The organism is Micromonospora sp. NPDC023633 (assembly GCF_040640035.1).
GTDB lineage: Bacteria > Actinomycetota > Actinomycetes > Mycobacteriales > Micromonosporaceae > Micromonospora.
Map to the genome: position 1 here is coordinate 79,978 of NZ_JBFABB010000002.1, position 24,132 is coordinate 104,109.

A 24,132-nucleotide genomic window follows, 5' to 3' on the forward strand; every position below is an offset into this window, starting at 1 on the left:
TCAACCCACCCGCGCCCGGATCACGTCGATCAGGCCGGTGATGACCACGACGGTCGGCCCGAGGGCGGCGACCATCGCGGTGTGCGCCAGGTCGCCCATCCGGCCCCAGATCGGGTTGAACCGCCGGCCGACCGGGATTCTCGCGGCCACCCCGCACGCCACCGCCAGGAGCAGGCAGCAGCCGATGGCCAGTTGGGCGGCGAGCGGATTCCGGTCCGTGGGCGCGGTCAGGCACCAGGTCGCGATGGCGACCAACGCCGGGCCGGCCAGCGCCACCCGGTGCCAGATGCTCGTCATCGGGCGGGTGACCAGGATCTGGGCGACGGCGGTCAGCCAGGCGGCCAGTGGTGCGGCCCAGCCGGGCGCCGTCGCCAGCCACACCATCGCGGCTCCGGAGACCAGTCCGAGCGCCGCGTACAGGGCGGTCATGAACTGGTCGGCGGCGGCGGCCCGGATGAGCACCCCGGCGGCCGGTTCCGGGTCGATGTCCTTCTGCAGGTCCGCCGGTTCGACGGGCATCTCCGGCAGGGCGAACCCGGCGAGCTTGAAGGCGGCCGACGGTACCGCCGGGCGCAGCGCCGTGGTGACGACGACCGTGATCGCGGCGATCGTGGTCCAGTCCAGCGTGGCCCTGGTGTGCAGTGCGAGCGCGGCGACGACCAGCAGCCATGCCGCCAGCAGGCCGACGGTGACCTGCCGCCAGCCGGTGCGCGGGAAGACGAACGCGGCCACCAGCAACGCGGCGACGGTGCCGGCGGTGGCACCCAAGAAGATCAGCCGGGGTACGGCGGCACCGGCATCCGCCTCCAGCGTGGCGACCACCGTACCGACCACACAGGCGGCCCCCAGGACTCCGGCGGTGGCCCGGTCGGCCAGCTTGCGCACCACCGCGAAGCCCGCGACGAAGCACATCCCCGCCATCGCGGCGAGCAGCGCAGGGTTCCGGGACGCGGCCGGCCACATCCGCGCGGCGGCCAGCCAGGCGGTCAGCCAGGCGGCCAACAGCAGCAGGGCGGTGACCCGCGTGGTCTGCGGACGCCACAGCCCGGACCGCTTGCGGATGCCGGCCGAGACGCCGTCGACCAGGTCGTCGTAGGCCAGCGGCGGGATCTGGTCGGTACGCGGGCGTAGGTGCACGACCTCGCCGTCGAGCAGGTCGAGATCGCCGACGGTGCGCGACTCGTCGAAGGCCGGTCCACCCAGCCTCTGCACGATCCAGCCGCTGTGCTCCAGCCCACGATCGGCGAGGTCCGGTCCCAGCGCGCTCAGCAGGGCCGGCATCATGTCGGCCAACGGGATGTGGGTGGGCAGACTCACGTCGACCTGGCTGGTCGGTCCAACGACCAGCAGTCGGCAGAGTTCCCCGCGCTCGGCGCTCATATCCCGAACACGTGTGCACGGTCACGGGAGTTCACAAGTTTTTCGTCCGCCCCGACTGCTGCCTGCGGGGCGGCGGGCAGCAGCCGGGCCGGGGCCGTGCGCTCGCCCAGGAACCAGTACTCCCGGCCGGCGGTGGCCTCCGGTCCGGCTTCGCCAGCGTCGCCGGAGCGGGCGGAACCGAACCAGGTGGCCGGTGTCGCGGTGCGGTCCAGCAGCGCCTCCGCCTCGGGTGGCAGCACGACCGTGTCGAGGGTCCGGTCCTGGTTGCGTCGCCGGTCGGTGACCGACGTGACCGGGCCGAGATCGGTGGAGAGGTGCCCGAACGCGAGCAGCAACGCGGTCCACGCGGTGTCCGGCTCGGGCAGCCCGCGTACCAACGGGGCGACCGCGGTGAGGCACAGGTCCCCGGAGCGTGACAGGTGCTGCCAGCGCAGCAGGTCCACGCAGGCGACCAGGGTCGGCAGCGGGTCCGGGTCGGGGCAGGCGACCGGCGGCTGGCCGTCGACCGGCGGCAGCCAGCTCAGCTCGCTGTGCCCGCGTACCGCCGGGGCCGGCTTGACCAGATCGGCCGCGCCGATGCCCAGCCGGGCCAGCAGCCAGTGATGCACCCGCCCGGTACGCATGGCGGTGACCGCCCAGGTCCAGGAGGCCGGCTCCCCCCGCCACCCGGACGCCCCCGCGACCGGCGGCTCGGACCCGGCCCCGGAATCCGACGGGGGCGGCGGATCCGAGCCGGCCGGCACGTCCGACCCGGCCGGCTGGGGGGTGTCGGCGGCGTACAGGTCGCGCGGGTCGCGCAGGTAGTTGTACCGCGCGCCCTCCAGCCACAACGCCAGCGCGGGATGCCCCGCCGGGGCCAGGATGACGTCGTTGAGGACGATCTCGTCGGTGAGCGCGTGCAGCGTGAACCCGTGCGTCGACGCGGCGACCCGGTCGAACAGCTCCGGCAACCGGGCCGGCCCGTCGGCCTCCGACTGCCCGTGCCACCGGCCACGGAACAGCCGGTACCCACCACCCGGCGGGCCCTCGGCACTCTGACCCGCCGGGCTGTCGGCCGGCTCGTCCGGCAGGAGCGCGGCGTCCGGGAGGAAGTGCAGGTCACCGTCGGCGTACAGGCCGCCGAACCGGTGCACCACCTCGACCCGCAGGTGGTCGCTGGCCGCCGCGAAACCCTGCGGCAGCCCCCGGTTCAGCTCCAGGGCGTACGGGCTGTGCAGGGTCATCGGCGCGTTCGCGTGGAACAGTTCGGCCACGCTCACCAGGTGGATGCCGTGGGTGTCGGCCCAGGTCAGCAGGGCGCGTACCGGGGCCAGCGGATCGGGTTGGCCGGTCGGGGCGGGCGGGGTGGCGCGGGCCGCGTCGAAGTGGGCCCGCGGGACGTCCGTCCACAGCACGAAGTCGACCTGGCCGGCGTAGCTGTCGGCCGCCGCGCCGTAGTTGGCCCAGAAGCCGTTCGACTCGGGCAGCGGCCGGCCGAGCCAGATGCCGTGCACCACGTGCGGGATGGTGGTGGTGTCGGGAAGCGGCGGCGTGTGCTCCGGTTGACCCCAGAGCCGGGCGGTCCCGTCGCGCCGGAACGTGCTGACCCGGCTGGCGTCGGCGGCGAGGGCCGCAGGCTCCAGGTCGGCGGCGCTCGGGGCCGGACGCGTCATGCTCACCCGCCGCAACAGCGGCGCGACCAGGTGCGGGGCGAGACGGCGTACGTCGGTGCCGGCGAGGAACTCCGGTGCCCGCGACAGCCGGCGAGAGCCGAACACGTCGCCGCCGATCCAGCGGCGCGCCAGGTTCTCCTCGGCCGCCCAGGTGTACAGGGCGGGGTAGGTCATCCGGCGCAGCCAGTCCAGCAGCCCCGTGTCGCAGGGCCAGGCGGTCGGCGCGGCGGACGGTCCGGGCAGGCAGGCCAGGGCCAGCAGCCGCCGGGCCAGTTCCTCGGCCGCCGCGTACCCCGAAGCGGGCTCGGCCGTCGCAGCGGGCTCGGCGGGCTGGGCCGGTGGGGTGGGCGTACGGCGCGGGCGGGTGGCGGTGCGGCTCATCGGCCGACCCCGGTGGGCACCACGGGCGCGGGTACCAGTGCCGTCTGGATCAGCCGGCTGCCGCGCCGGGTGCACAGCAGCGCCCGACCCGGGGGCAGCGGACGCGGCCTGGTGTTACCCAGCAGCGGACCCTCCGTCGGCGGGCAGGACAGCGCCACGTCCGGAGTGTTCAGTTCCTGGATGCGCCGCAGCAGCGGGTCCATCGACAACCGCATCGCCCCGGCCGCGGCCCGCGCGACGACCACGTGCAGGCCGATGTCGCCGCCCTGGGGCAGCAACGGGGTCAGGTGGGCCAACGGGTTGTCGGGCCCGGCGAGCAGTTCGTAGTCGTCGACCAGGACGTACAGTTCGGGGCCGGACCACCAGTCGCGGGCGCGTAGCTGCTCCGGGGTGATGTCGGGGCCGGGAACCCGTGCCCTGAGGCCGGCCAGCGCCTCGGCGGCGGTGTCCCGGGTGCTGTCCGCCGAGACCGAGTAGCCGAGCCGGTACGCGGCCGGCACGTCGTCGAAGAGCTGCCGCCGGTAGTCGACGGCCATGATGCGCGCCTGGGCCGGGGTGTGGCTGGCGACGATCGCGTGGGCGATGAGACGCAGCAGGTTCGTCTTGCCGCTCTCGGTGTCCCCCAGCACGGTCAGGTGCGGCATCGCCCGGAAGTCGTGCCACACCGGCGCGAGCTGGTCCTCGTCCACGCCGAGCGCGATGCGGGTGTCCTGCGGTGTCGGCAGCTCGGCCATCGGCAGCGAGGCCGGCAGGGTGCGTACCGCGGCGGCGCGTTCCCCGGCCCAGTTGTCCGCCACCGCGGACACCAGGTGCTCGGTGGCCGCGGCGAGCCCGTCGGCCGACTGGACGCCGTCGATGCGCGGCAGCGCGCCGAGGAAGTGCAGCTTCGCGTCTGTCAGCCCGTGCCCCGGCCGGCGGGGCACCTGGGCCGCCGCGCGCAGGTCGATCCCGGACTCCACCGGGTCGCCCAGGCGCAGTTCGAGACGGGTCCCGACCTTGTCCCGCATCGACATGTGCAGCTCCGACCAGCGGCCCATGGTGATCATCACGTGGATCCCGTAGTTCAGGCCACGGGCCGCGATGTCCCGGGCCATCTCCTCGGCCGGCTCGAACTCCTGGCGCAGCACGAACCACCCGTCCACGACCAGGAACACGTCGCCGAACCGGTCCTCCGGGATGCGGCCCTCGGCCTGCGCCTGCCGGTAGGCGTCCCGGCCGTGGATGCCCAGATCCGCGCAGCGCCGTTCCCGCTCGATGAGGATCGAGCGGACCTCGGCCACCGTGCGACCCACCCGCTCCGGTTCGTGCCGACCGGCGACCCCGCCGATGTGGGGCAGGCCGGTCAGCCCGGCCAGCGAACCGCCGCCGAAGTCGAGGCAGTAGAACTGCACCTGTCGCGGCGAGTGGGTCAGGGCCAGCCCGCACACCAGCGACCGCAGCAGCGTGCTCTTGCCGCTCTGCGGTCCGCCGGCCACGCCCACGTGCCCGCCGACCCCGGCCAGGTCCACCACCAGCAGGTCGCGTATCTGCTCGAACGGCTTGTCGATGAGACCGACCGGCACCTGCAGGTACCCCTGCCGGCCGGCGTCGACCGGACGCAGCCCGTGCTCGGGGTCGGGCAACAGCGGCGGCAGCACGTCGTCCAGGGTCGGCGCGTCCTCCAGGGGCGACATCCACACCTGGTGTGCCGGCGGACCCTGGTCGACCAGCCGTTCCACCAGCGCGTGCAGCACGGTGGTGCCGGTGTCGGTCGTCTCGTCCGGCGCCGGGTCCGAGGGCGGGCGCGGCGCCGGGACGGCGGGCGCGGCGGCCCCGGCGGTGAACGCGACCACCTGGCTGGCGATCACCTCGCGGTGCAGCCCGGTGCTGCGCACCCGGTGCGGGCCGGACACGTACGCGGCCCGGAACCGGGTGATGCTGGTGACACTGGAACGCAGGTATCCGTTGCCCGGATCGCCCGGCAGCTCGTACGCGTCGGGAACGCCGATGACGGCCCGCGACTCCATCGCGGAGAAGGTACGCAGCCCGATGCGGTACGACAGGTGGCCCTCGAGCTGGTGGATGCGCCCGTCCTCCAGGCGCTGCGAGGCCAGCAGCAGGTGCACCGCGAGCGAGCGGCCGAGCCGGCCGATCATCACGAACAGTTGGATGAACTCGGGGTTGGCCGCGATCAGCTCGCTGAACTCGTCCACCACCACGAACAGGGTGGGCAGCGGGTCGAGTTCGGCGCCCTGGGCACGGGCCTTCTCGTAGTCGCGCGCCGAGGTGAAGTTGCCGGCGCTGCGCAGCAGTTCCTGCCGGCGTACCAGTTCCCCCTGCAGGGTGGTCTGCATCCGGTCGACCAGCGCGGCCTCGTCGGCCAGGTTGGTGATGAGCGCGGAGACGTGCGGCAGCCGGTCCAGCCCGACGAAAGTGGCGCCGCCCTTGAAGTCCACCAGCACGAAGTTGAGGGTCTCCGAGGAGTGCGTCGCCGCCAGGGCCAGCACCAGGGTGCGCAGCAGCTCGCTCTTGCCCGACCCGGTGGCGCCGATGAGCATGCCGTGCGGCCCCATCCCGCCCTCGGCGGACTCCTTGATGTCCAGCTCGATGGGAGAACCGTCGGCGGCCACCCCGATGGGCACCCGCAGCCGGTCGGCGGGCGAGCGGGACTCCCACCGGGCACGCGGATCGAAGGTGTCCAGGTCGGGGATGTCCAGCAGGTCGGGCAGGTCGAGGACGGCGCTGAGCCCGCTGGCCGGCTGCTCGCCGGTGACCTTGGTGGCGTGCCGGGCCATGATCCGGGCCAGCGTCCACAGCCGGGGCAGGTCCAGATGGTCGGGTGCGGCGAGCCGGGTGCGCACCTCCCGGCCCACGTGGTCCTTCTCGATCATGTCCACGTCGGTGGCGGACACCTCCAGGTTGAGCACGTTGTCCCCGTCGGCGAGGCCACGGCCGTCGAAGTCGACGAGGACGGCGTTGCGGTACCCGGCGACGGTCAGCCGGGCGCCCGGCGGGATGACGCCGCCGTCGCAGACCACCACGACGAACGGTTCCTCGCGGGAGGGCTGGGCGTCGTCGTCGTACCGGGAGCGGCCCGCGAACTCCCCGCCCAGCAGCCGCTCCACCTCTTCCAAGGTGGTGCCGAACAGGCGCACCGGCCCGGCCACGTCAACGTCGGTGGCGTGCTTGGCGTGCGGCAGCCACTTGGCCCACTCCCACTGCCCGGCCTGCTCGGCGCCAACGCAGAGGGCCAGCCGCAGCTCGTCCGGAGCGTGGAAGGTGGCCAACTGGGCGAGCATGGCGCGCACCATGCCCCGCGCCACGTCCCGGTCGCCACTGATCCGCACGTGCGCGAAGCCGGGCAGGCACAGCGCGACGGGCTGGTCGGGCACGGTCGTGTAGGCCTTGATGAACCGGCGCAACGCCTTGGCGCACACCGGTTCCAGGTCCTCCACCGGTTTGGTGTCCAGCGGGGTCATCCGCACCGCGAGCCGCTGGGCGCCGGTGCCGACCCGGATCTCGCCGAAGTCCGGATGCGTCGGTCGGCGCTCCCACAGCCGGCTGGTCATCGCCAGCGACCACAGCGACTCCGGGTCGGGGTGCCGCCAGGCCAGCGCGTCCCGCTGTTCCGCCGCGTACTGCCGGACCTGCGCTCTGGTCTGGGACAGGTAGCGGAAGTAGTCGCGCCGGTCGCCGTTGATCTGCTGCTTGCGGTTGCCGCCGGTCATCGTCATCTGGAACACGGCCATGCCCAGCATGCCGCCAGCCATCATGACCAGCATGACCATGCCCATCGGGCCTCTGAGCGAGTTGCTCATCATCATGAACATGAACCCGCCGGTCATCAGCAGGCTCGGCAGGATCATCCCGAGCGAGCGGAACCCGGCGGGCTGGACCTCCGGGACGACCGGCGGCTCCTGCAGGGTGATCTCGCCGTGCGGTAGCTCGGGTCCGTTGCGGCGGGCCGGCCGCCGGAAAGGTCTGGTGCTCACATCCCCTACACGGCTGCGGGCCGGAAAGGGTTGACCGGGACCGGAATCGATACTGTCCGCACCGCGAGATAGCGGAGACGCCGTCGGCCGGGCGGGGCGAGTCGGGGCCTGCGGGCGATCAGAAGGACCGTCTCCGCAGGGGAGTTCCCGCCGACCCCGGCCGAACATATGACCGCAGCCCCTCCGGCGTCGCATCCGCGCCGTCCATCGCCGGGAGCACCGGCATGTCCGGCAGTCCGTGCAGGTTGACGTCGACGGCGAAGGGCACCCCGGCCACTCCCTCCTCCGGGGCACCCGCCGATGCCGGCCGGGTGAGCAGCAGCTTCAGGTCGTCGTGTCCACGGTCAACGGTCCAGTACACGTCCTTCGTCGCGATTAACCGCTGGAATTCGTTGCCGCACCGGACGATGGCACCCGCCTCCACCGAGACGTTCGGCCGCCAGACGCCGTCCCCACGGTGGTGTTCGAACCACAGCCTCCAGCGCCGCCTACTCGCGGACGCCGACGTCCCGACCTCCAGTTCGAGCGTCTTCTGGACGTCGCCGGAGAACACCAGCCGCTGCGCGTAGAGGTACTCCTTGCCCACCACCGTGATCCGCACGTACCGCTCATACTCACTGCCGGCATCTCCGGGCACCTTCTCTCGTCGCTACTGGGTCAGGCGGCCAGGGCTGCCCGTACGTCGGCCGCGTACAACTGGCGCATGTCGTCGACGGTCGGCGCGGTGGTGCCGCGCAACCGGTTGGCCTGCTTGGTGATGGTGCGTTCGAGCAGCTGGCGGGCGTACCGGCCATTGCCGAAGCTCTCGTCCCGGGTCAGGCTGTCGAAGTGCTGCGACAGCACCGGAAGGCAGTCGTTGCTGAAGTCGAAGCCGCTGTCCCGGGCCAGCGTCTGCACGATGGACACCAGTTCCGAGGCGGTGTACGACTCGAACGGGACCTGCCGGCTGAACCGGGAGGCCAGGCCCACGTTGTTGGCCAGGAACCGGCGCATGTCCCCGGTGTACCCGGCCACGATCACCACGATGTCGTCCCGATGGTCCTCCATCAGCTTCACCAACGTGTCGATGGCTTCCCGACCGAAGTCGTTGCCCTGGCCGGCCAGCGCGTACGCCTCGTCGATGAACAGCACCCCGCCGCGCGCCCGGTTGAACACGTCGGTGGTCTTGACGGCGGTGTGCCCGACGTACTCGCCGACCAGGTCGGCCCGGCTGACCTCGACGAGCTGCCCGGTGCGCAGCACACCCATCGCGTTGAGCAGCTGCCCGTACAGTCGGGCCACGCTGGTCTTGCCGGTGCCGGGCGCCCCGGCGAAGACCAGGTGCCGGGAGATCGTCGGGGTGGGCAGGCCGGCCCGGGTCCGGGCCTCGGTGGAGGCGATCAGGTCGATGACGTCGGTCACCTCGCGCTTGACCGCGTCCAGGCCGACCATCGCGTTCAGCTTCCCGAGCAGGTCCTGGACGGCCTGTGCCACGCCGGCCGGCTCCGACGGCGCAGCCGCCTGATCGCCTAGGTCCTCCGGCAGCAGCCGGGCCAGTTCCAGGTCCGAGGCCTGCGGGTTGTTCGACAGCCGGTACGCCTGCCGCCCCAGCATGTCCTCGAAGACCTGCCGCGCCACGCGGGCGTTGCCGAAGGTCTCGTTGCGGGCCATCTCGCTGAAGTGGCGCACCAGGGCCTGCCGCGTCTCGTACTCCAGCGCGTAGTGGTGGGCGCGGCAGAGCCGCTCGACGATCTCGGCGAGTTCGTCGTCCGAGTAGCTGTCGAACTGGATGGTGCGGGCGAAACGGGACTCCAGACCCGGGTTGGCGGCCAGGAAGGTACGCATGTTCGGGGTGTAGCCGGCGACCACCACGACCACCTCGTCCCGGTGGTCCTCCATCAGCTTGACCAGGGTGTCGATAGCCTCCCGGCCGAAGTCGTGGCCGCTGCCCCCGCCGGTCGAGAGCGTGTACGCCTCGTCGATGAACAGCACCCCGCCCAGGGCCTCCTCGAACCGGGCCGTGGTCTTCACGGCGGTGCCGCCGACGTGCTCGGCGACCAGGTCGCTGCGGGACACCTCGACCAGTTGCCCGCTGGAGAGCACCCCGAGGGTGGCCAGGATCCGGGCGAAGATGCGGGCCACGGTGGTCTTACCGGTGCCGGGCGGCCCGGCGAAGACCAGGTGCCGGGACATGGGCGGTACGTGCAGCCCGGCCTCCCGGCGACGCTTGGCGATCTGGTTGAGCCCGACCAGGGTGGCCACCTCGTGCTTGACGCCGGCCAGGCCGACCAGCCCGTCCAGTTCGCGCAGCAGCGCGGCCACCGGCCCGTCCGCCTCCCCGCCGCCACCCGGCGCGCCGCCACTCGGCGGCCCGTCACCGGGGCCGGGGCCGCCGCCGGCGGGCACCGCCGGAGCGGGTGACCCGACGTCGGACGGCGCGGGGCCCGACGGGCGGGCACTGGTCGGCTTCCCGAGCGGGGTGACGTCCGACCCGGTGCCTCCGGTCGGGGCGGGAGCGGACTTCGGGGCGTCGGCCACCGGTGCGTCCGGCCGCCCGGCCCCGGGCGGCGGGAGGGAGATCGGGCGTCCGTTGTGTCCGGTGTCCACCCCTGACAACTCGACCGCGGCGGTCGGGCTCGGCGCGTCCACGGCGACGCCGCCGTTGCCACGCACCACCCCACCGTGGAGCCGCACCGGTGCGTCGGTCTCCACCACGACACCCGGCCCCTGGTTGCCGACGATCTCGCAGTCCGTCGCGGTGACGGAGCTGCCGGCGCCGGCCCGGATCCCCGGGCCGCGACTGCCGCTGATCCGGCTGCGGGACAGGGTGGCCGCGCTGGGGCCGCCGGTCCGCACGCCCGCCCCACCCGACTCCTCCACGGCCATCGAGGACAGGGTGGGCCGGGCGTTCCCGGCCACCTCCACGCCGACCCGGCAGCCGGTGATCCGGGAGTTGGACAGCACGGTGGCCGCGCCGTCGGCGAGCTTCGCCCCGGCGGTCCGCGCCCCGGTGACCTGGCCGTTGGAGAACCGGCCGGCTCCGCCGGTCGCGTGCAGGCCGTAGCGGACGCCCTCGATGGTCAGGCCGTGCAGGTGCGGGTCGGCTTCCTGCTCGATCGCCACGCCGATGGGGACGTCGCGGACCCCGACCCCGTCCAGCCGCGCCTTCGACCGGCCGGTCAGGAACACCCCAGCGTCGGCGCAGTCCGCCACGGTACCCCCGGTGAGGTGCGGCGTCGCCGTGCCGTTGACCACCACCCCGGCCGCGCCGCAGTCACGCACCTCGCAGTTGGTCAGCTGCGGCGCGGAGGTGTCCCGGCAGTCGAGGCCGTGGCCCCGGGCCCGGGTGACGCGCGTGTCGGAGAGCGCGGGCGCCGCCTGCCCCATGGTCACCACGGCGTGCACCCGGGCGTCCCGGATCTCGCAGCGCTCCAGCACCGGGGTCGCCCGGTCGCTGACGAGCAGCCCGACCTCGCCGCCGGACACCGTGGTCCCGGTCAGGTGCGGCCGGGCGGCCTGCTGCGCGACGACGGCGTACTGGCCGACCTCGTCGATGTGGCAGTCCTCCAGGCGCGCGGCGCTGCTGCCCACGGCCAGGAGCGCCGCCTCCGCGACCCCGGTGAACGTGCAGTCCCGGAACACCGGGGCGCTCGACCCGGCCGTCATGATCGCGCACTTGGCGATGCCGTGTATCCGTACGCGGGTGTACTCGCCCGCGCCGGCCTCGTGGACCACGCCGGCCCCGCCGGAGTTGCTGATCGCGCCGCTGCGCATCTCCACGGTGCCCCCGCGCACGTGGATCGCGGCCGCCGCCGTGGCGTCGACGGTGCACGCCTCCAGACGGACCCGGCCGGCCGCCACCTGGAGCAGTGGCATCCGCTCGTCGCCGCCACGGATGGCGATGTCCTGGATCAGGATCTCGCCCCCGGCGGCCAGGATGGCCCCGCCCGGGGGCACCTCGATGGTGACGGTGCCCGGTCCGTCCTCGGCGACCAGGACGACGTTCCGGCGGAACAGCGGCGCCTCGCGGTACACGCCGGGGCGTACCGCGACGGTGTCGCCGGGCGCCGCCGACTCCAGTGCCCGGGAGATGTCGGTGAGGCATCCGGTGTCCCTGGCCGACACCGACAGCACGCTGGTAGTCACGGATTAGCTCCTTGCTGACTGTCGCCACCGGGGGTGTTGCCGGCGTGAGGCGGCCCGGGTTGGGCCGGGCCGCCGAGGTCGGACCGGAGGAAGCCGGGGATCGTCTCCTCGTACATCACGCGCCGCCCGGTCCGGGTTCGAGCGCGAACGGGCGGTCGCCGGCCGCGAAGCCGAGCGGCCACGGCAGCGGCGCGGGCGCCGCACGCTGCGGCTGGGCGGCGAGCGCGTCGCGCAGCTTGCCGGCCACCCGCTCGTCGAGTGCGCCGTCGCGGTGCTCGGAGACGACCTCCCGCAGCAGTACGTACGGCGCGCCGTCCGGCCCCTCGTCGACGCCGAGCACCGCGAAGCGGGAACCGGCGGCGAACATGGCCCGCCCGGCTCGGACACCAGGCCCGTCGGCGGTACCCAGTTGGTCCAGCCGCCGCGCGGTGGCCGACCAGATCGCGTACCGGCCCGCGTCGCCCTCGGTGCCACCGTGGCACGACACCGTGGTGAACGCCGGCTCCACCACCAGGTCCCCGGCCCGGTACCGGCCGACGTCCAGTCCGGCGGGTACCGCGGCGAAGACGGGTCCCCCGACGGCCGGCAGTTGCTCCAGACCGGCGCGGGCGCACCGGGCCAGCAACTGGACGTCCCCGTCGGGCGTGCCTCCACCGCGCAACGCGTCGTTGACCCGCTCGCCCACCCCGTCGAGCAGAGCCAGCACCGTGACCAGCCCGGCCGTCACGTCGTGCGCGCCGACCGCACTGCGCAGCCCCGGGTGCAGCGACAGCGCCCGGGCCACCGTCCGGGAGTGGGCCTGGAACTTCCAGCCCAGCACGGTACGCAGCCGCTCCCGGTCCGCCTCGTCGGTGCGGGCCCGTACACCGAACCACGCCGCACCCCGGTTGGCGGGTGACGCCGGCGGCGGACCGCCGCCCGCGCCGTCGGCCGGGGCATCGGTGCTCTCCGGGCCGGTCGTCGGAGCGTCCGTGGCTTCCGGCGTGCCCGCGGTCAGCGTGGCCGCAGCCGGCACGGACGCCGTCAGCGTGGCCGCAGCTGGCACGGACGCCGTCAGCGTGGCCGCAGCCGGGACGGACGCGGTCGGGCTGGCGGCATCCGGGGCGGCGATCAGCGGCCGGCAGGTGTCCAGCTCCAGCCGGGGCACGTCGAATTCCGTCAGCACCATGCGCTGGACGCTGAGGTCGGGCCGGGGCAGCTCGATCACCGGAAGCGCCAGGCTGTGCACCTCGAACGCCGCTTCCACCGGCGAAGGCAGCTCGGGCCCGGATTCCGGTGCCGCAGCGGGTGACGTGGCCGCTGCCGGGTCGGCGGGCGACGGGGCGGTCCCCGGACCGGGGGTCGCGGGGGACGGCACCGGCGACGGCGGCTGGTGGTTGCGGCCGGGCACCCGGCCGGTCGGGGTGGGACGGACGCGTACCGGCTCCAGCGGGGGCAGCACGTTGCCCGCCGGCTCCGGTTCGTCCCCGCCGCCCGGACGCCAGCACCAGAACAGCCCGTTCGCGGAGGCGCGCCCGAAGGTGAAGCGGATCCCGGAGTCCGAGGCGTAGACCGGTGCCCCCAGGTCGGCCGCGAGCTGGTGCAGCACCGGTCCGACCCCGTCGGCCGACGCGGACCGCTGGGTGACCAGCAGCACCGGCCGACCCCGCCAGCGGGGGCAGTGCCAGATCGCGCGGGCCAGGTCGGCGGCGGCCACCGGCCGGCCGTCCAGCCGGAAGCCGGACCGGCCGGCCTCGACCGCGAGCGCGAACCAACCCGCCGGACCGGGGGTGACCGATCCCGGTGCCTCCCACGGCCCCGGATCGAGCACCGGCACCCGCGCACCGCCGTCCGGCAGGATTCGCGCCACGGCGGCGCCCACCGCCTGCGACGCCTGTCGCAGGTACCGCGCCACGTGCTTCCCGACCGGTTCGCCCTGGGCCGGCTGCGACACCTTCCAGGACGATGGCAGGGGTCCCCGCTGCCGCAGGGCGAGCATTTCGGTCACGGCGACACCGGCCGGAGCGTACCGGCCTCCGGCCTTGCCTCGGGTGTCACGTCCGGCAGCTCCGGGTGGGCCGGCGCCAGGCCGTCGGGCGACGGGATGTCGGACGAGGGGGCGTCGGCCGGTGCCACCGGCTCGTCGTCGGCACCGGACGGCGACCAGACGACCGCCTCGGCGTCCGGTCGGCACAGGTGCACCAGGGCGCGGTGCACGGAGATCTCGTCCAGGGGCTCGACGGGCTCGTCGCCGGTCAGGTGCGCGACCAACTGCGGGTCCGGCGCCAGGCCGTAGTGTTCCAGGTAGTAACCGACCGCCTCGCTCCACAGCCAGGTCCCGTCGGTACGCAGGTGCATCGGCACCACGTCGCCTCGGTCCGGGGCCAGGATGTCGGGCATCGCGGCGCTGCTCCACGCGATGACCACCCCTCCGCGCAGTGCTTCGAGCAGGTCGTCGCGTTCCGTGGCATCGGAGACCACCGGCCGGTTGGTGGCGAACCACGGGCCGCGCACCGGATCGACGCCGTCGAAGAGCCGGGCGGTGGCCACCGGCGCGGCCGGCCGCGCCGCCCACAGCAGGGAGCCGGACGAGCGGACCAGGGTCTGGTAGTACGGCGCCTCCACCCCGGCCCAGCAGACCTCGACCTGGGCCTCGTCGTCCCCGGCCTCGACCATGACCTGTCGTAGCTGGGCGCTGGTGGCGGGAAGGGAGTCCGAGGTGTCGTCCACGCTGACCACGACCACCCGTACCGGGTCCTGCCAGGGGCGGGCGGTGGACGGCATCCGCCACGCCCGCCACACCGCGCGTACCGTCGGGATCGCCGACGCCGCGGCCAGCAACGCCCGGTCGACCGGGTCGAGAAGGTCGACCGGGTCGACGGTGCGGTCCTGCGGGAGCACCATCGAGGCCAGCTCTTCCTGGGTGGTCGGCAGGTCGGACAGGAACTGCCACGGTGCCGGCGGACGCTCCCCGCGCAGCTCCTCCAGCGCCAGACCGAGGTCGATGTCCCCGCCGCTGAGTGCCAGTTCCTCGCGCATCGCCGCGATCTCGTCGGCGTCCAGTTGCAGTGGCTGGGAGATCGCCTCGAAGGCGACCGCCTGTACGACGTCCAGCCGCCGGCCGGCGGCCAGCGCGTCCCGCGCGTCGGTCAGCACCCGGTCCGACAGCGAGCCGGCCAACCGCAGCAGCAACGCGTGCATCGACTCGTCACGGTCGTCGTTCCGTGTCACCTCCGGTGCCACGTCCAGGTCCGTGTCCACGTTCACGGTCACCACCCTCCTTCGCCGTGTCCAGGGTTCATCTGTGGCACGCCCCGCGCGCCAGCAGGGTTCACGCCTGCCACAGCCCGGATTCGCCTACTTGTGCCGCCACCACGACTCGGTGCTGGTCCGGTCGTCCTTGCGGAACTCCGTGCTGACCTGGCGGCCGTGCACGATCATCCCTGCGTACCAGGTGCGGGCCACGTAGTTGAACGGCCCCATGTCGAGTGGGCCGGCCTCCCGGGCGTTGGTGACGCAGAACTCGAACAGGTCCCGGCAGAATTCCAGCACCGTCTCCCGCCGGCCGCCGACGATCCCGGCGTTGAGCAGGTGGGCGCCCCGGTTGTCGGACAGGAACTGCAACAGTTTGGCGCTGCCGCCGTGCTGGTACACCATCCACGGGATGCACAGCGGCGCCGGCTCGTCGCCCACGTACAGGCGGTCGTCCATCTCCGGGAACGGATTGCGCAGCATCTCCACGTCGGTGCCGTCGACGCACCACACCTGCTCGATCTCGGGGTGCTCGCGCAGGTACCGCCACCAGCACAGCCAGCGGTGGAAGTACGGCGAGCCGCCTTCCCCGCCCGGTGTCACGCGCACGTGCGTGACCAGGTCGGTGTCCGGCTCGTCGTCGAAACAGTCGTGCAGCACCACCAACCGCTGCCCGTGCCGCTCGACGGAGCTGCGCAACTCCGCCAGGTCGGCGTAGTTCGGCGTCCAGGTGACGCCGCGCTGCGGGTCGGCCTGCGCGGTGAGGTACGTGGTCAGCACCACGTTCCGCGTCGCTGCCGCACCGACTGGGACGGTGCGGAACTCGCGGTACTCGGTCGAGGTGTAGCTGGCCTCCGACCGGGTCTTGAGATTGCGCACCAGGGTGAAGCGCTCGATGTCGGACACGCTGGAGCCGACCCTGGTGCGTTCGTCGCAACTGAAGATGAGGTCTCCGCTGCCGACCACGTCGGCGAACCGGAACGAGGTCAGGCCGGCGTTGTAGATCCGGTTGGAGAGGTCCAGGTGCTCGTAACCCCACCGGCCGTACCGGGTGTCGTACCCGCCCACCCGGTCCAGCACCCGCCGCTCCAGGTAGAGCATGCAGCCGCGCGGATGGGTGTACGCCCGGATCTCCGCGTCCCGGTAGATCTCCATCGAGTCGGTCAGCCGGCCAATTGGGGTGTCGGTGAACATGTACATCAGATGCGGCTCGGAACTCTCGATGTACGGCCGTTCCCAGCCGTCCACGATCGGCCAGCAGTCGTCGTCGAACAGGAACAGGTGCGTACAGCGCCGCTCCACCAGCAGCTCCAGACACTTGTTCTTGGCCCGGGCGATGCCGACGTTGGTGTCGAAACGGAACGTCGCCTCCTCCACCGGCTCGTCGCTGGCGTCGTCGACCACGACGATCGCGGCGCCGCTCGGCGCGTACTTGCGGATCGCCTCCAGGGCGGTACGCAGCACGACGCCCCGGTTGTGCGTCGTGACCCCGATGCCCACCGTCGGGAAGTCCGTCTCCTCCATGCCCACCTCTTCGGTCGGGGCGCCACGGCGCCGTCGCTCGGGCCGCCACCGCCCCGGCCGTGGTACCGGTCGTCGCGGCGGTGCCGGACGGCCGCGCGCCGCCTGCCCGTACCGCCGCCGGGCGCGAGGGCGTCCACGTGGGTCACGGCACCACGGCACCGTCGGGTTCACCGGTCGCTCCGCGAACCAGCGACGGCGCGCCGTGCGCCGCAGGTACCGGCGCGGGCGTAGGGACAACCCTCTCCAACTCGCGGGGTGGCACCCCCAGGAGCAGGGGCCGCACCATGTCGGCCGACCGGCCCGCGGCGGCACTGTCTTGGGCATGGGCGAACGGGCACAGAGCAGGCGACAGGGCAACGCGCTGGAGAGCGATTCCCGCCTACGCGAACTGATGGACACCTACCAACAGCCGCTGCTGCGGTACGCGCAGCGACTGACCGACGGCGACACCGGACGCGCCGAGGACGTGGTGCAGGAGGCGTTCCTGCGGGCGTGGCGGCACCTGGACCAGCTCACCGCCGATCGGGGGTCGGTGCTGGGCTGGCTGCGTCGGGTGGTGCACAACCTGGTGATGGACGGGTACCGGATGAAGAAGGCCCGGCCGACCGAGGTGGACATCGAGAACGCCGCCGAGGTGGCCACGGCGGACCCGATGGCCTTCGTGGTGGACTCCCTGCTGGTCGAGCAGGTGCTGGGCGGGCTGTGGCCGGAGCACCGGGCCGCGCTGGTGGAGACGTACCTGAACGGCCGGACCGCGGCCGAGATCAGCGCGACGCTCGGGGTGCCGGTCGGCACGGTCAAGAGCCGGTTGCACTACGCGCTGCGGGCGGCCCGCAAGGCGACGGCCGGCCACCTGCTCTGCGTCGCGTGAGCCGCTGGACGCGACCGTGGCGGACGGCCGTCGCGGCCCACGAGCCGGGCCAGCCGGCCCGACCGGAGCCGCCTACAGTGAGGGGCATGCGCCGCTCGACGCAGCAAACCGACGGGCCGTCCCCGGGCCCGCCGGCCGACGTGGCCCGGGTGATCGACGCGGTGCACGGCCTGCCGGGTCGGCCGCTGCCGGGAGTGCAGGCCGAAGCCCTGGCCCGGGCGCTGGGCGGATGCCTGGGGGCCACCACGGTCACCATCGCCCTGTGGCTGCCCCTGCCGGCGGGCCACGACGCCGACGCGGTGGCCGAACACACCGTCGAGGAGTACCGCTGGCCCTCTGCCGACGCCGAGGCGGCGGTACCCACGGCGGGGACGACGCCCGTGCGGCTGTGTGACGGTGAGCAGGTCCTGGCCGACCTCGTGGTCGAGCCGCCGGCGGCGGCCGAGCGGCTGCGCCGGTGGCCCGAGCTGCACGCGGTGACCCGCCTGCTGCTCAGCGACATCCAGGCCCAGCTGATCACCGCCGGCGCCGAGCGGCTGATCGGCCAGAGCGACCTGCTGCTGGCCGACGCCCGGCTGCGGGCCGCGGGCGAGATGGAACACCAGCGGTACCAGCTGGAGCGCGACCTGCACGACGGCGCCCAGCACCACATGGTCGCGTTGCAGATGTCGCTGGCCATGGTGGAGCACCAGCTGGGCGCAGGCGACGCCGCCGAGGCGGGCCGGCACGTCGACCGGCTGCGGGAGCTGCTGGCCAGCACCGAGGAGGTGCTGCACACGACCGCGACCGGTCTGCTGGCACCGTTGGCCGACCACGGGCTGGTGACCGCGTTGACGACCCGGCTGGACGCGCTCGACACGGTCACCCTGGACATCGACCCGGAACTGGTCGGCTACCGGTACCTGCCCGAGGTGGAGGCCGCCGTCTACCTGGCCTGCCTGGAGGCGGTCAGCAACGCGCACAAGCACGCCCCGGGTGCCGCGGTCACGCTGACGCTGCGTACCTCCTCCCGGGGTCTGAGTTTCGAGGTGGCCGACAGCGGGCCGGGCTTCGACACCGACGGGCGGATGCCGCTGCGCCAGCTCGCCGCCCGTCTGGCCTCGGTCGACGGCACGCTGACGGTACGGTCGAGCCCGACCAGCGGTACCCGGGTCAGCGGGTTCGTGGCGCTCTGAGCCGTCCCGCCGGAGCCGCCGGCCGGTCCGTGGGCACCGCCCGCCCGTGCCTCGCGCCGGTCACCCGTCGGTGAGCAGCCGCTCGCACGTCCGTACCAGCAGTGCGCACGCACTGCGCCCGGCCGGTCCCGTGTCCGGCGTCATGGCCTGGGCCCGCCAGAACGCCAGTGCCCGGTTCGCGGCCCGGGTCACCTCCCCCGAGCCCGCGTCACCGGCCAGGCCGAGCCGGGACCGCGCGTCCGGACCGTGCGCGCCGAGCAGGCGCACCGCCTCGTCGTGCCCGCGCGGCAGCCGGATCCGCCTGCCCTGCAACGCCTGCAACAGGTCCAGCTCGGGTATCTCGTGCGCGCCCGCGACGGCCGCCTCCACCGCCCGGGCGAACTGGTCGTCCAACTGTCCCGCGGTCAGGCAGGCCACCAGTGCACGCAGCGCCCACCGGGCGGCCAGCACCCCGGTCCGGGCGCGTACCCGGGTGCGCAGCGCCGCCTCGATCTCGGTACCGCCGCCCGGGGACGCACGCCAGTCCACGACCGCGTCGCACATCGACCCCGGTTCCGGCGGTGATCCGGCCGTCGCGGCGGTGCCCGCGCGCAGCGCGCAGATCACCACCGGGGGGAACCCTTCCCCGTACGGCGACCGCAGGGCGGTCAGGAACTCCGACTCCGCCGCGCTGGGCGGCCCGGACAGCACCAGCACGACCGCGTCGGGGGGCCCGTCGGCAGTTCCCGTCCAGCGGCGCAGCCGGGCCGCGAAGTCGGCGTCGACGTCGTCGCGGTGGTGCAGGAGCCGCAGCCCGCGCAGCGCGTCCACCGGCCCCTCCACCAGGATCCGCTCCACTCCGGCCGCCGCGCCCGGCCACGCGGCACCGGACCAGTCGGACAGCCGGACCGGCCGCCACGGTGGTGCCCCGCGAGCCGGGTCCAGCGTGATCCGCGGGTACGGCTGGTACTGGTAACCGGTCGGCGGGACCACCCCGGCCGGTGGCTCCCATCGGGCGGTACCGGCCGGCTCCCGCAGCACCGACAGCAGCTCGGACGCCGGGGCCCCGACCACCGCCACCCTGGCCCTACCGTCCTGCCGGTCGACCGCGACCCGTAACGGCGGGCTGTCCACCGACGCCTCCCGGCTGGTCACGAGCAGGGTCAGTAGGCGACGCACGGAAACACCGGCCAACAGCTCGGGTGCGGCGGCATCGGCCTCGCCCGGCTCCGGCACGCCCGGCTGCGGCACGGCGGTAGGCGTGGGCTCCGGCCAGTCGCCGCCGAGCCGCTCCGGCAGCAGGATGTCCACCACGGTCGGCTCGTCCCGACCGGCCCGCTCCACCCGCAGCCGGCCGCCCAGCGCGGCCAGCCGCCGGGAGTCGTCCCGCAGTGCCACGGCGACCTCGGCCGGCTCGGTGCCGGCCCGCTGCGCGCGGATCGTCAGCACGCCGCCGGACCGGCCCAGTTCCAGGGTCACCGGCTGCTCGCCGCCGCTGGCGCCCAGCGCTGCCGCTGCGGACGCGCCCGCCTGGTACAGCCCGGACTCGACCTCCCAGCCCTGGCGCCGGCCCAGTTCGCCGCTGAACACCACCGGCACGGGCAGCGTCGCGGTGACCTCCTCCAGCGCCGCGCGCACGCCGGTACTGCGCAGCACCTGCGGGTACACCCCGCGGACGACGGACCGGAACTGCTCGATCATCTCGCCCAACCCGGCCCGGATGCCGCCGGCGATCTCCGTGGCCTGCGGTGAGCCGGCGCGCAGTGCCCGCTTCAGCTCCGTGGTGCGGTCCAGGATCGCCTGTAGCTGCCGACCGGGCGTCGCCGTGACCGCCGTGGCGAGCCGGTCGCGTTCCACCGCCTGCACGGTGAGCAGCTCCAACTGGGTCGCGCCGACCCGCTGCACCGCCCGGTCGACCCGGTCCCGCACGGCGATGCACGCCGCGCGGTGGCGGGCCTGGCGCAGCAGCAGGCCGACGCAGACCGCCGTCTCGCCCAGCGACGCCGTCCCGGCCAGCGAATACCGGGGATCCTCCGGGTGTGCCAGCACCAGCACCCCGTACCGGGCCCCGCCGTCGGTCACGTCCGCCGTCGCGACCACCCCGGCCGCGTCCAGCAGCAGGTCCGGGTCGGCTACCGGATTCGGCAGCGCGCTCCGCCCCCAGCGCCGGGACTGCCATGCGACGGCGGGTGCCCAGGGTGGGCCGCTGGTGCCGGGTGCCGTCTCCGCCGGCATCCACAGTGCCGCATAGCGCACCGTGTACGCCTGGGCGAGTTCCCGCAGCAGCGTGCGCAAGACCGGCCGGTACCCGCCCAGCGGGTCCTGCGGCCCGGCCGGCGCGGGCAGCGCACCCGAGGACGCCAGCTGGACCAGGGCGGTGAACGACCCGGCTGGACGGGACGGATGCGCCCGCTCGCCGCCGGTGACCCGAAGCACGGCTCTAGTCCGCCATCTGGTTCGAGCGCATGTACGCGAGCACCGCCAGGACCCGGCGGTGGTGCGATGCCGACTCGGCCGGCAGGTTCAGCTTGGTGAAGATGCTGGCGATCCGCTTCTCGACCGTTTTGACGGACAGGAACAGCTCGGCCGCGATCCCGGAGTTCGACCGTCCTTCCGCCATGAGTCGCAGCACGGCACGCTCCTGCTCGGTGAGATCGGCCAGCAGGCTACGCACCGGGGGGCTCGGCCGGTCCACCAGGTTGGCGGCCAGGACCGGCTCGATCACGATCTCACCGGCGGCGATGCGCACCAGCGTGTCGGCGAGCACGGCCACCCCGGCCACCTTGTCCTTGAGCCGGTACCCGATCCGCTCGGTGCCGATCTCCAGCAGCCGGAACAGGTAGTGCGCCTCGGCGTGCTGGGACAGCAGCAGCAGCCCGACGTCGGGGAACCTCGCCCGTACGCGCTGGGCGGTGTCCAGTCCGCCGTCCGCGCCCGGCGGCATCCGGATGTCCATGATGGCCACGTCGACCGGGGTACGGGCCATCAACTCCAGCAGCCGGTCGCCGTCCTCCACGCAGCCGACCACCGTGTGCCCGGCAGCGGACAACAGCAGTTGCAGGCCCTCCCGGAACAGCGCGCCGTCGTCAGCCACCGCAACGTCCATAGCTCGCCTCCCGATGTCAACACCGACGAATTGTTACGCCCGAAATCGGCGGCGTATCGTGATGGCGCGATGTGATCTACTTCGAGGTCACCTACGTATGTCCATTGTGACAGCTGGCATCGTAGCGGCTGTGGGCTCGGCGAGGGGAATCTCAGTATGTACGGGGTAGGTATCGACCTGGGTACCAGCTTCACCGCCGCGGCGACCGCCTCCGCCTGGGCCCTGGACATGGCGCCGCTGGCTGGGCAGGCGATCGTCACCCCGTCGGTCGCCTGCGTTGACGAGAAGGGCGCGCTGCTGACCGGTGAGGCGGCCGACCGCCTCGGTCTGCAAAACCCCAGCCGGGCGGTGCGGGAGTTCAAGCGCCGCCTCGGTGACCCCACCCCGGTGATCCTGGACGGGGCGCCGTACTCCCCCACCGCCCTGATGGCCGCCCTGCTCCGTTCCGTGGTGGACACCGTCAGCCAGGCGCAGGGCGGCCCGCCCAACCGGATCGTGCTGACCCACCCGGCGGTGTGGGGCCCGTACCGGCGTGAACAGTTCGCCGCCATCCCGCACCTGGCCGGCCTGCCCCGCCCGCAGGCCGAGCCGGGGTCCGTGGCCGGGTCGGACGGTCCGACCGTCATCACCACCACGGAGCCGGTGGCCGCGGCCACCTACTACTGCTCCACCCAGCCGCTGCCCCCGGATGGTCTGCTCGCGGTCTACGACCTGGGCGGGGGCACGTTCGACAGCGCGGTGGTGCGCAACGGCCGAGACGGGCTGGAGATCATCGGAACCCCCGAGGGCATCGAATGGCTCGGCGGCGCCGACTTTGACCAGGCAATCATGGACCACGTCGACCGCCAGCTGGACGGTGCGATCACCACGCTGGACCCGACCGATCCCGGCACCGCCTCGATCCTGGCCACCCTGCAACGCGACTGCATGCTCGCGAAGGAGGCGCTGTCCACCCGCGAGCAGGCGGACATCACCGTGCCGCTCTCCGGCTCGGTCCGGCACGTGACCGTGACTCGGAAAGCGTTCGAGCAGATGATCACGCCGTCCGTGGAGACCACCATGGAGACCTTCCGGCGGACCCTGACCGCCGCCGGCATCACCCTGCCGGACCTCACCGCCGTGCTGCTGGTCGGCGGATCGTCCCAGATCCCCCTGGTCACCCAATTGCTGCGGGACACACTGCGGCGGCCAATCATGATCAACACCCATCCGAAACACGCGGTCGCGCTGGGCGCCGCGATGCTCAGCACCGACACCCACACGGCACACGGCGCCCCGGCGCCCCGGCGGTCCAAGCGCGCAGCGCCGGCCACCACCGCGGTCCTGACCGGCGCTGCGCCCACAGCGGCCGGACATGACAGCGGCGCGCCGGCCACCACCGCGGTCCTGACCGGCGCTGCGCCCACAGCGGCCGAAGGTGACAGCGGCGCGCCGGCCACCACCGCGGTCCTGACCGGCGCTGCGCCGACAGCGGCCGAAGGTGACAGCGGCGCGCCCGCTGCCGCAGCCGCAGCCGGAGCCGTGGGCATGGCGGCACCCAAGCCGGGGCGCGGCGCGAAGCACCGGGCGCAGCCGCCAGCCAAATCGGTACGCCCGGCCAGCGGCCCTGCCGGAGACACCCGCCCGGCGGCCGAGCCGACCCCGCCACGGCGGTGGTGGTCACGGCTCACCGACGCACGCTTCCTCGTCGCGCTGATCGTGTCCATCAGCGTGCTGGGCGTAGCGATCGCGTTCGGAAACGCCCCGAGCGACCAGCCGCAGGTGCCCAGCGCAAATACCGGGGCCAACGCCCGGAGCAACCAGCAGCAGGTGCCCAGTGCAACGGCCGCGACCATGGCCCCGAGCAACCAGAAGCCCAGCGCAACGGCCGCGACCAAGACCCCGAGCAACCAGAAGCCCAGCGCAACACCCGGGACCAAGGCCTCGAGCGGCCAGCCCGACCGGGCTGTGATCACACTCGAGGACGTCCAGGTACGCACACCGTCGAAGCTGGCAGCGGTTCGCCTCGCGAAACTAGGCACTAAGCCCTACGTCGACCGGGGGTTCAGCATCGCCAGCCTTCCCGCCCCCCTCACCGGAGCAGTGCTGATCCCCGGCGCCAGCAACGACAAGCGACTAGGCGCCCCGGCGGACTACCTGGCCTTCGACCTCGCAAACGACGCCACAGGGTACGTCGCCTTTGACAGACGCGGAGCACCCGAGATGGACAACTGGTGGCCGGCATGGCTGCACCAGCAAGGCTTCAAACGCACTGACATGACCATCAAGACCACGGACAAGGACCAGGGTTACCTCGTCGTGTTCAGCAAGAAGATGCCCGCAGGACGTGTCACGCTCGGACCGAACGCGGCAACAACCGAATCATCAACCACCTACATCACGCTCATAACCGCTGGATGATCACTCCGTGACAACGTGACTGCACGTCCCTCACCCGGCTGCCCGGCGGCAGCACAGAGGTTGTGTCGAGGTTGTCCCAGATCAGCACGATCGGCGCCTTGAGGTACTGGTGAGCGGCATCGAGCAGGGCGGCGTAGTCGGTCTCGGCGAAGCTGCGCCGATCGCCCCTGCGGGGCCGGTGAACCTTCACCCGGTACAGCAGGCGTGTGCGGTGTCCGGGTTTGACGCAGACCAACCTTGCCACCGAAATCCGGCCGGAACCCTTGCCAGCAGCAGATCACCGGTGTGCGAGCACAGGGCGCCCAGGTCCGGGCAAGCGGCCACGGTCGGCAGGCCG

14 protein-coding genes are annotated in these 24,132 nt (G+C 73.4%); 3 read left to right on the top strand and 11 right to left on the bottom strand.

Annotation, left to right across the window (positions count from 1 at the left end; translation table 11 throughout):
- The 8 genes from eccD to AB0G13_RS01080 all read right to left on the bottom strand — a co-directional run bounded on the left by eccD (position 1) and on the right by AB0G13_RS01080 (position 16,264).
- Complete coding sequence (gene eccD, locus AB0G13_RS01045; protein ID WP_357867016.1) at positions 1–1,380, bottom strand: type VII secretion integral membrane protein EccD; 1,380 nt, start codon at positions 1,378–1,380, stop codon at positions 1–3.
- Positions 1,377–3,413, bottom strand: a complete 2,037-nt coding sequence (locus AB0G13_RS01050; RefSeq protein ID WP_357867018.1) for a hypothetical protein — start codon at positions 3,411–3,413, stop codon at positions 1,377–1,379. The genes eccD and AB0G13_RS01050 overlap by 4 nt, the downstream gene beginning before the upstream one ends.
- The gene (gene eccCa / locus AB0G13_RS01055) at positions 3,410–7,384 is read right to left on the bottom strand and encodes a type VII secretion protein EccCa (protein WP_357867021.1); all 3,975 of its coding nucleotides are present in this window, start codon (positions 7,382–7,384) and stop codon (positions 3,410–3,412) included. Before eccCa ends, AB0G13_RS01050 begins: the two co-directional genes overlap by 4 nt.
- A 118-nt stretch (positions 7,385–7,502) precedes the next feature.
- Positions 7,503–7,985, bottom strand: a complete 483-nt coding sequence (locus AB0G13_RS01060; RefSeq protein ID WP_357867024.1) for a hypothetical protein — start codon at positions 7,983–7,985, stop codon at positions 7,503–7,505.
- Between the two features lie 56 nt (positions 7,986–8,041).
- Positions 8,042–11,509: a right-handed parallel beta-helix repeat-containing protein gene (locus AB0G13_RS01065; RefSeq protein ID WP_357867025.1), complete on the bottom strand. Its 3,468-nt coding sequence runs from the start codon at positions 11,507–11,509 to the stop codon at positions 8,042–8,044.
- A 115-nt stretch (positions 11,510–11,624) separates the two neighbouring features.
- Positions 11,625–13,496 (bottom strand): hypothetical protein, encoded by a 1,872-nt coding sequence (locus AB0G13_RS01070; RefSeq protein ID WP_357867028.1) that lies wholly within the window; start codon positions 13,494–13,496, stop codon positions 11,625–11,627.
- Positions 13,493–14,761 carry a hypothetical protein gene (locus tag AB0G13_RS01075; RefSeq protein WP_357867032.1) on the bottom strand — a complete coding sequence of 423 codons (1,269 nt, stop codon included), beginning with the start codon at positions 14,759–14,761 and terminating at the stop codon, positions 13,493–13,495. The genes AB0G13_RS01070 and AB0G13_RS01075 overlap by 4 nt, the downstream gene beginning before the upstream one ends.
- Before the next feature lie 84 nt (positions 14,762–14,845).
- The gene (locus AB0G13_RS01080) at positions 14,846–16,264 is read right to left on the bottom strand and encodes a galactosyltransferase-related protein (RefSeq protein ID WP_357867035.1); all 1,419 of its coding nucleotides are present in this window, start codon (positions 16,262–16,264) and stop codon (positions 14,846–14,848) included.
- 322 nt (positions 16,265–16,586) lie between these two features.
- Between AB0G13_RS01080 and AB0G13_RS01085 the strand changes: the two genes are divergently transcribed.
- Positions 16,587–17,135: a sigma-70 family RNA polymerase sigma factor gene (locus AB0G13_RS01085; RefSeq protein ID WP_357867038.1), complete on the top strand. Its 549-nt coding sequence runs from the start codon at positions 16,587–16,589 to the stop codon at positions 17,133–17,135.
- Between the two features lie 86 nt (positions 17,136–17,221).
- Entirely contained in the window at positions 17,222–18,310 is a 1,089-nt protein-coding gene (locus AB0G13_RS01090; RefSeq protein ID WP_357867041.1) for an ATP-binding protein, read from the top strand.
- A 60-nt stretch (positions 18,311–18,370) separates the two neighbouring features.
- Here AB0G13_RS01090 and AB0G13_RS01095 read toward each other — a convergent pair whose 3' ends face one another.
- Together AB0G13_RS01095 and AB0G13_RS01100 are read right to left on the bottom strand one after the other, a co-directional pair.
- Positions 18,371–20,725, bottom strand: coding sequence for a hypothetical protein (locus tag AB0G13_RS01095; protein ID WP_357867043.1), 2,355 nt, complete (start codon positions 20,723–20,725; stop codon positions 18,371–18,373).
- Positions 20,726–20,729: 4 nt separating this feature from the next.
- Positions 20,730–21,383: a response regulator transcription factor gene (locus AB0G13_RS01100; protein WP_357867046.1), complete on the bottom strand. Its 654-nt coding sequence runs from the start codon at positions 21,381–21,383 to the stop codon at positions 20,730–20,732.
- A gap of 240 nt (positions 21,384–21,623) precedes the next feature.
- On the opposite strand from AB0G13_RS01100, the gene AB0G13_RS01105 reads away from it, so the two are divergent.
- Positions 21,624–23,795, top strand: coding sequence for an Hsp70 family protein (locus AB0G13_RS01105; RefSeq protein WP_357867048.1), 2,172 nt, complete (start codon positions 21,624–21,626; stop codon positions 23,793–23,795).
- Here the strand turns inward: AB0G13_RS01105 and AB0G13_RS01110 are convergent.
- The gene (locus AB0G13_RS01110) at positions 23,779–24,039 is read right to left on the bottom strand and encodes a hypothetical protein (protein ID WP_357867051.1); all 261 of its coding nucleotides are present in this window, start codon (positions 24,037–24,039) and stop codon (positions 23,779–23,781) included. The genes AB0G13_RS01105 and AB0G13_RS01110 overlap by 17 nt on opposite strands.
- Positions 24,040–24,132: the final 93 nt, after the last annotated feature.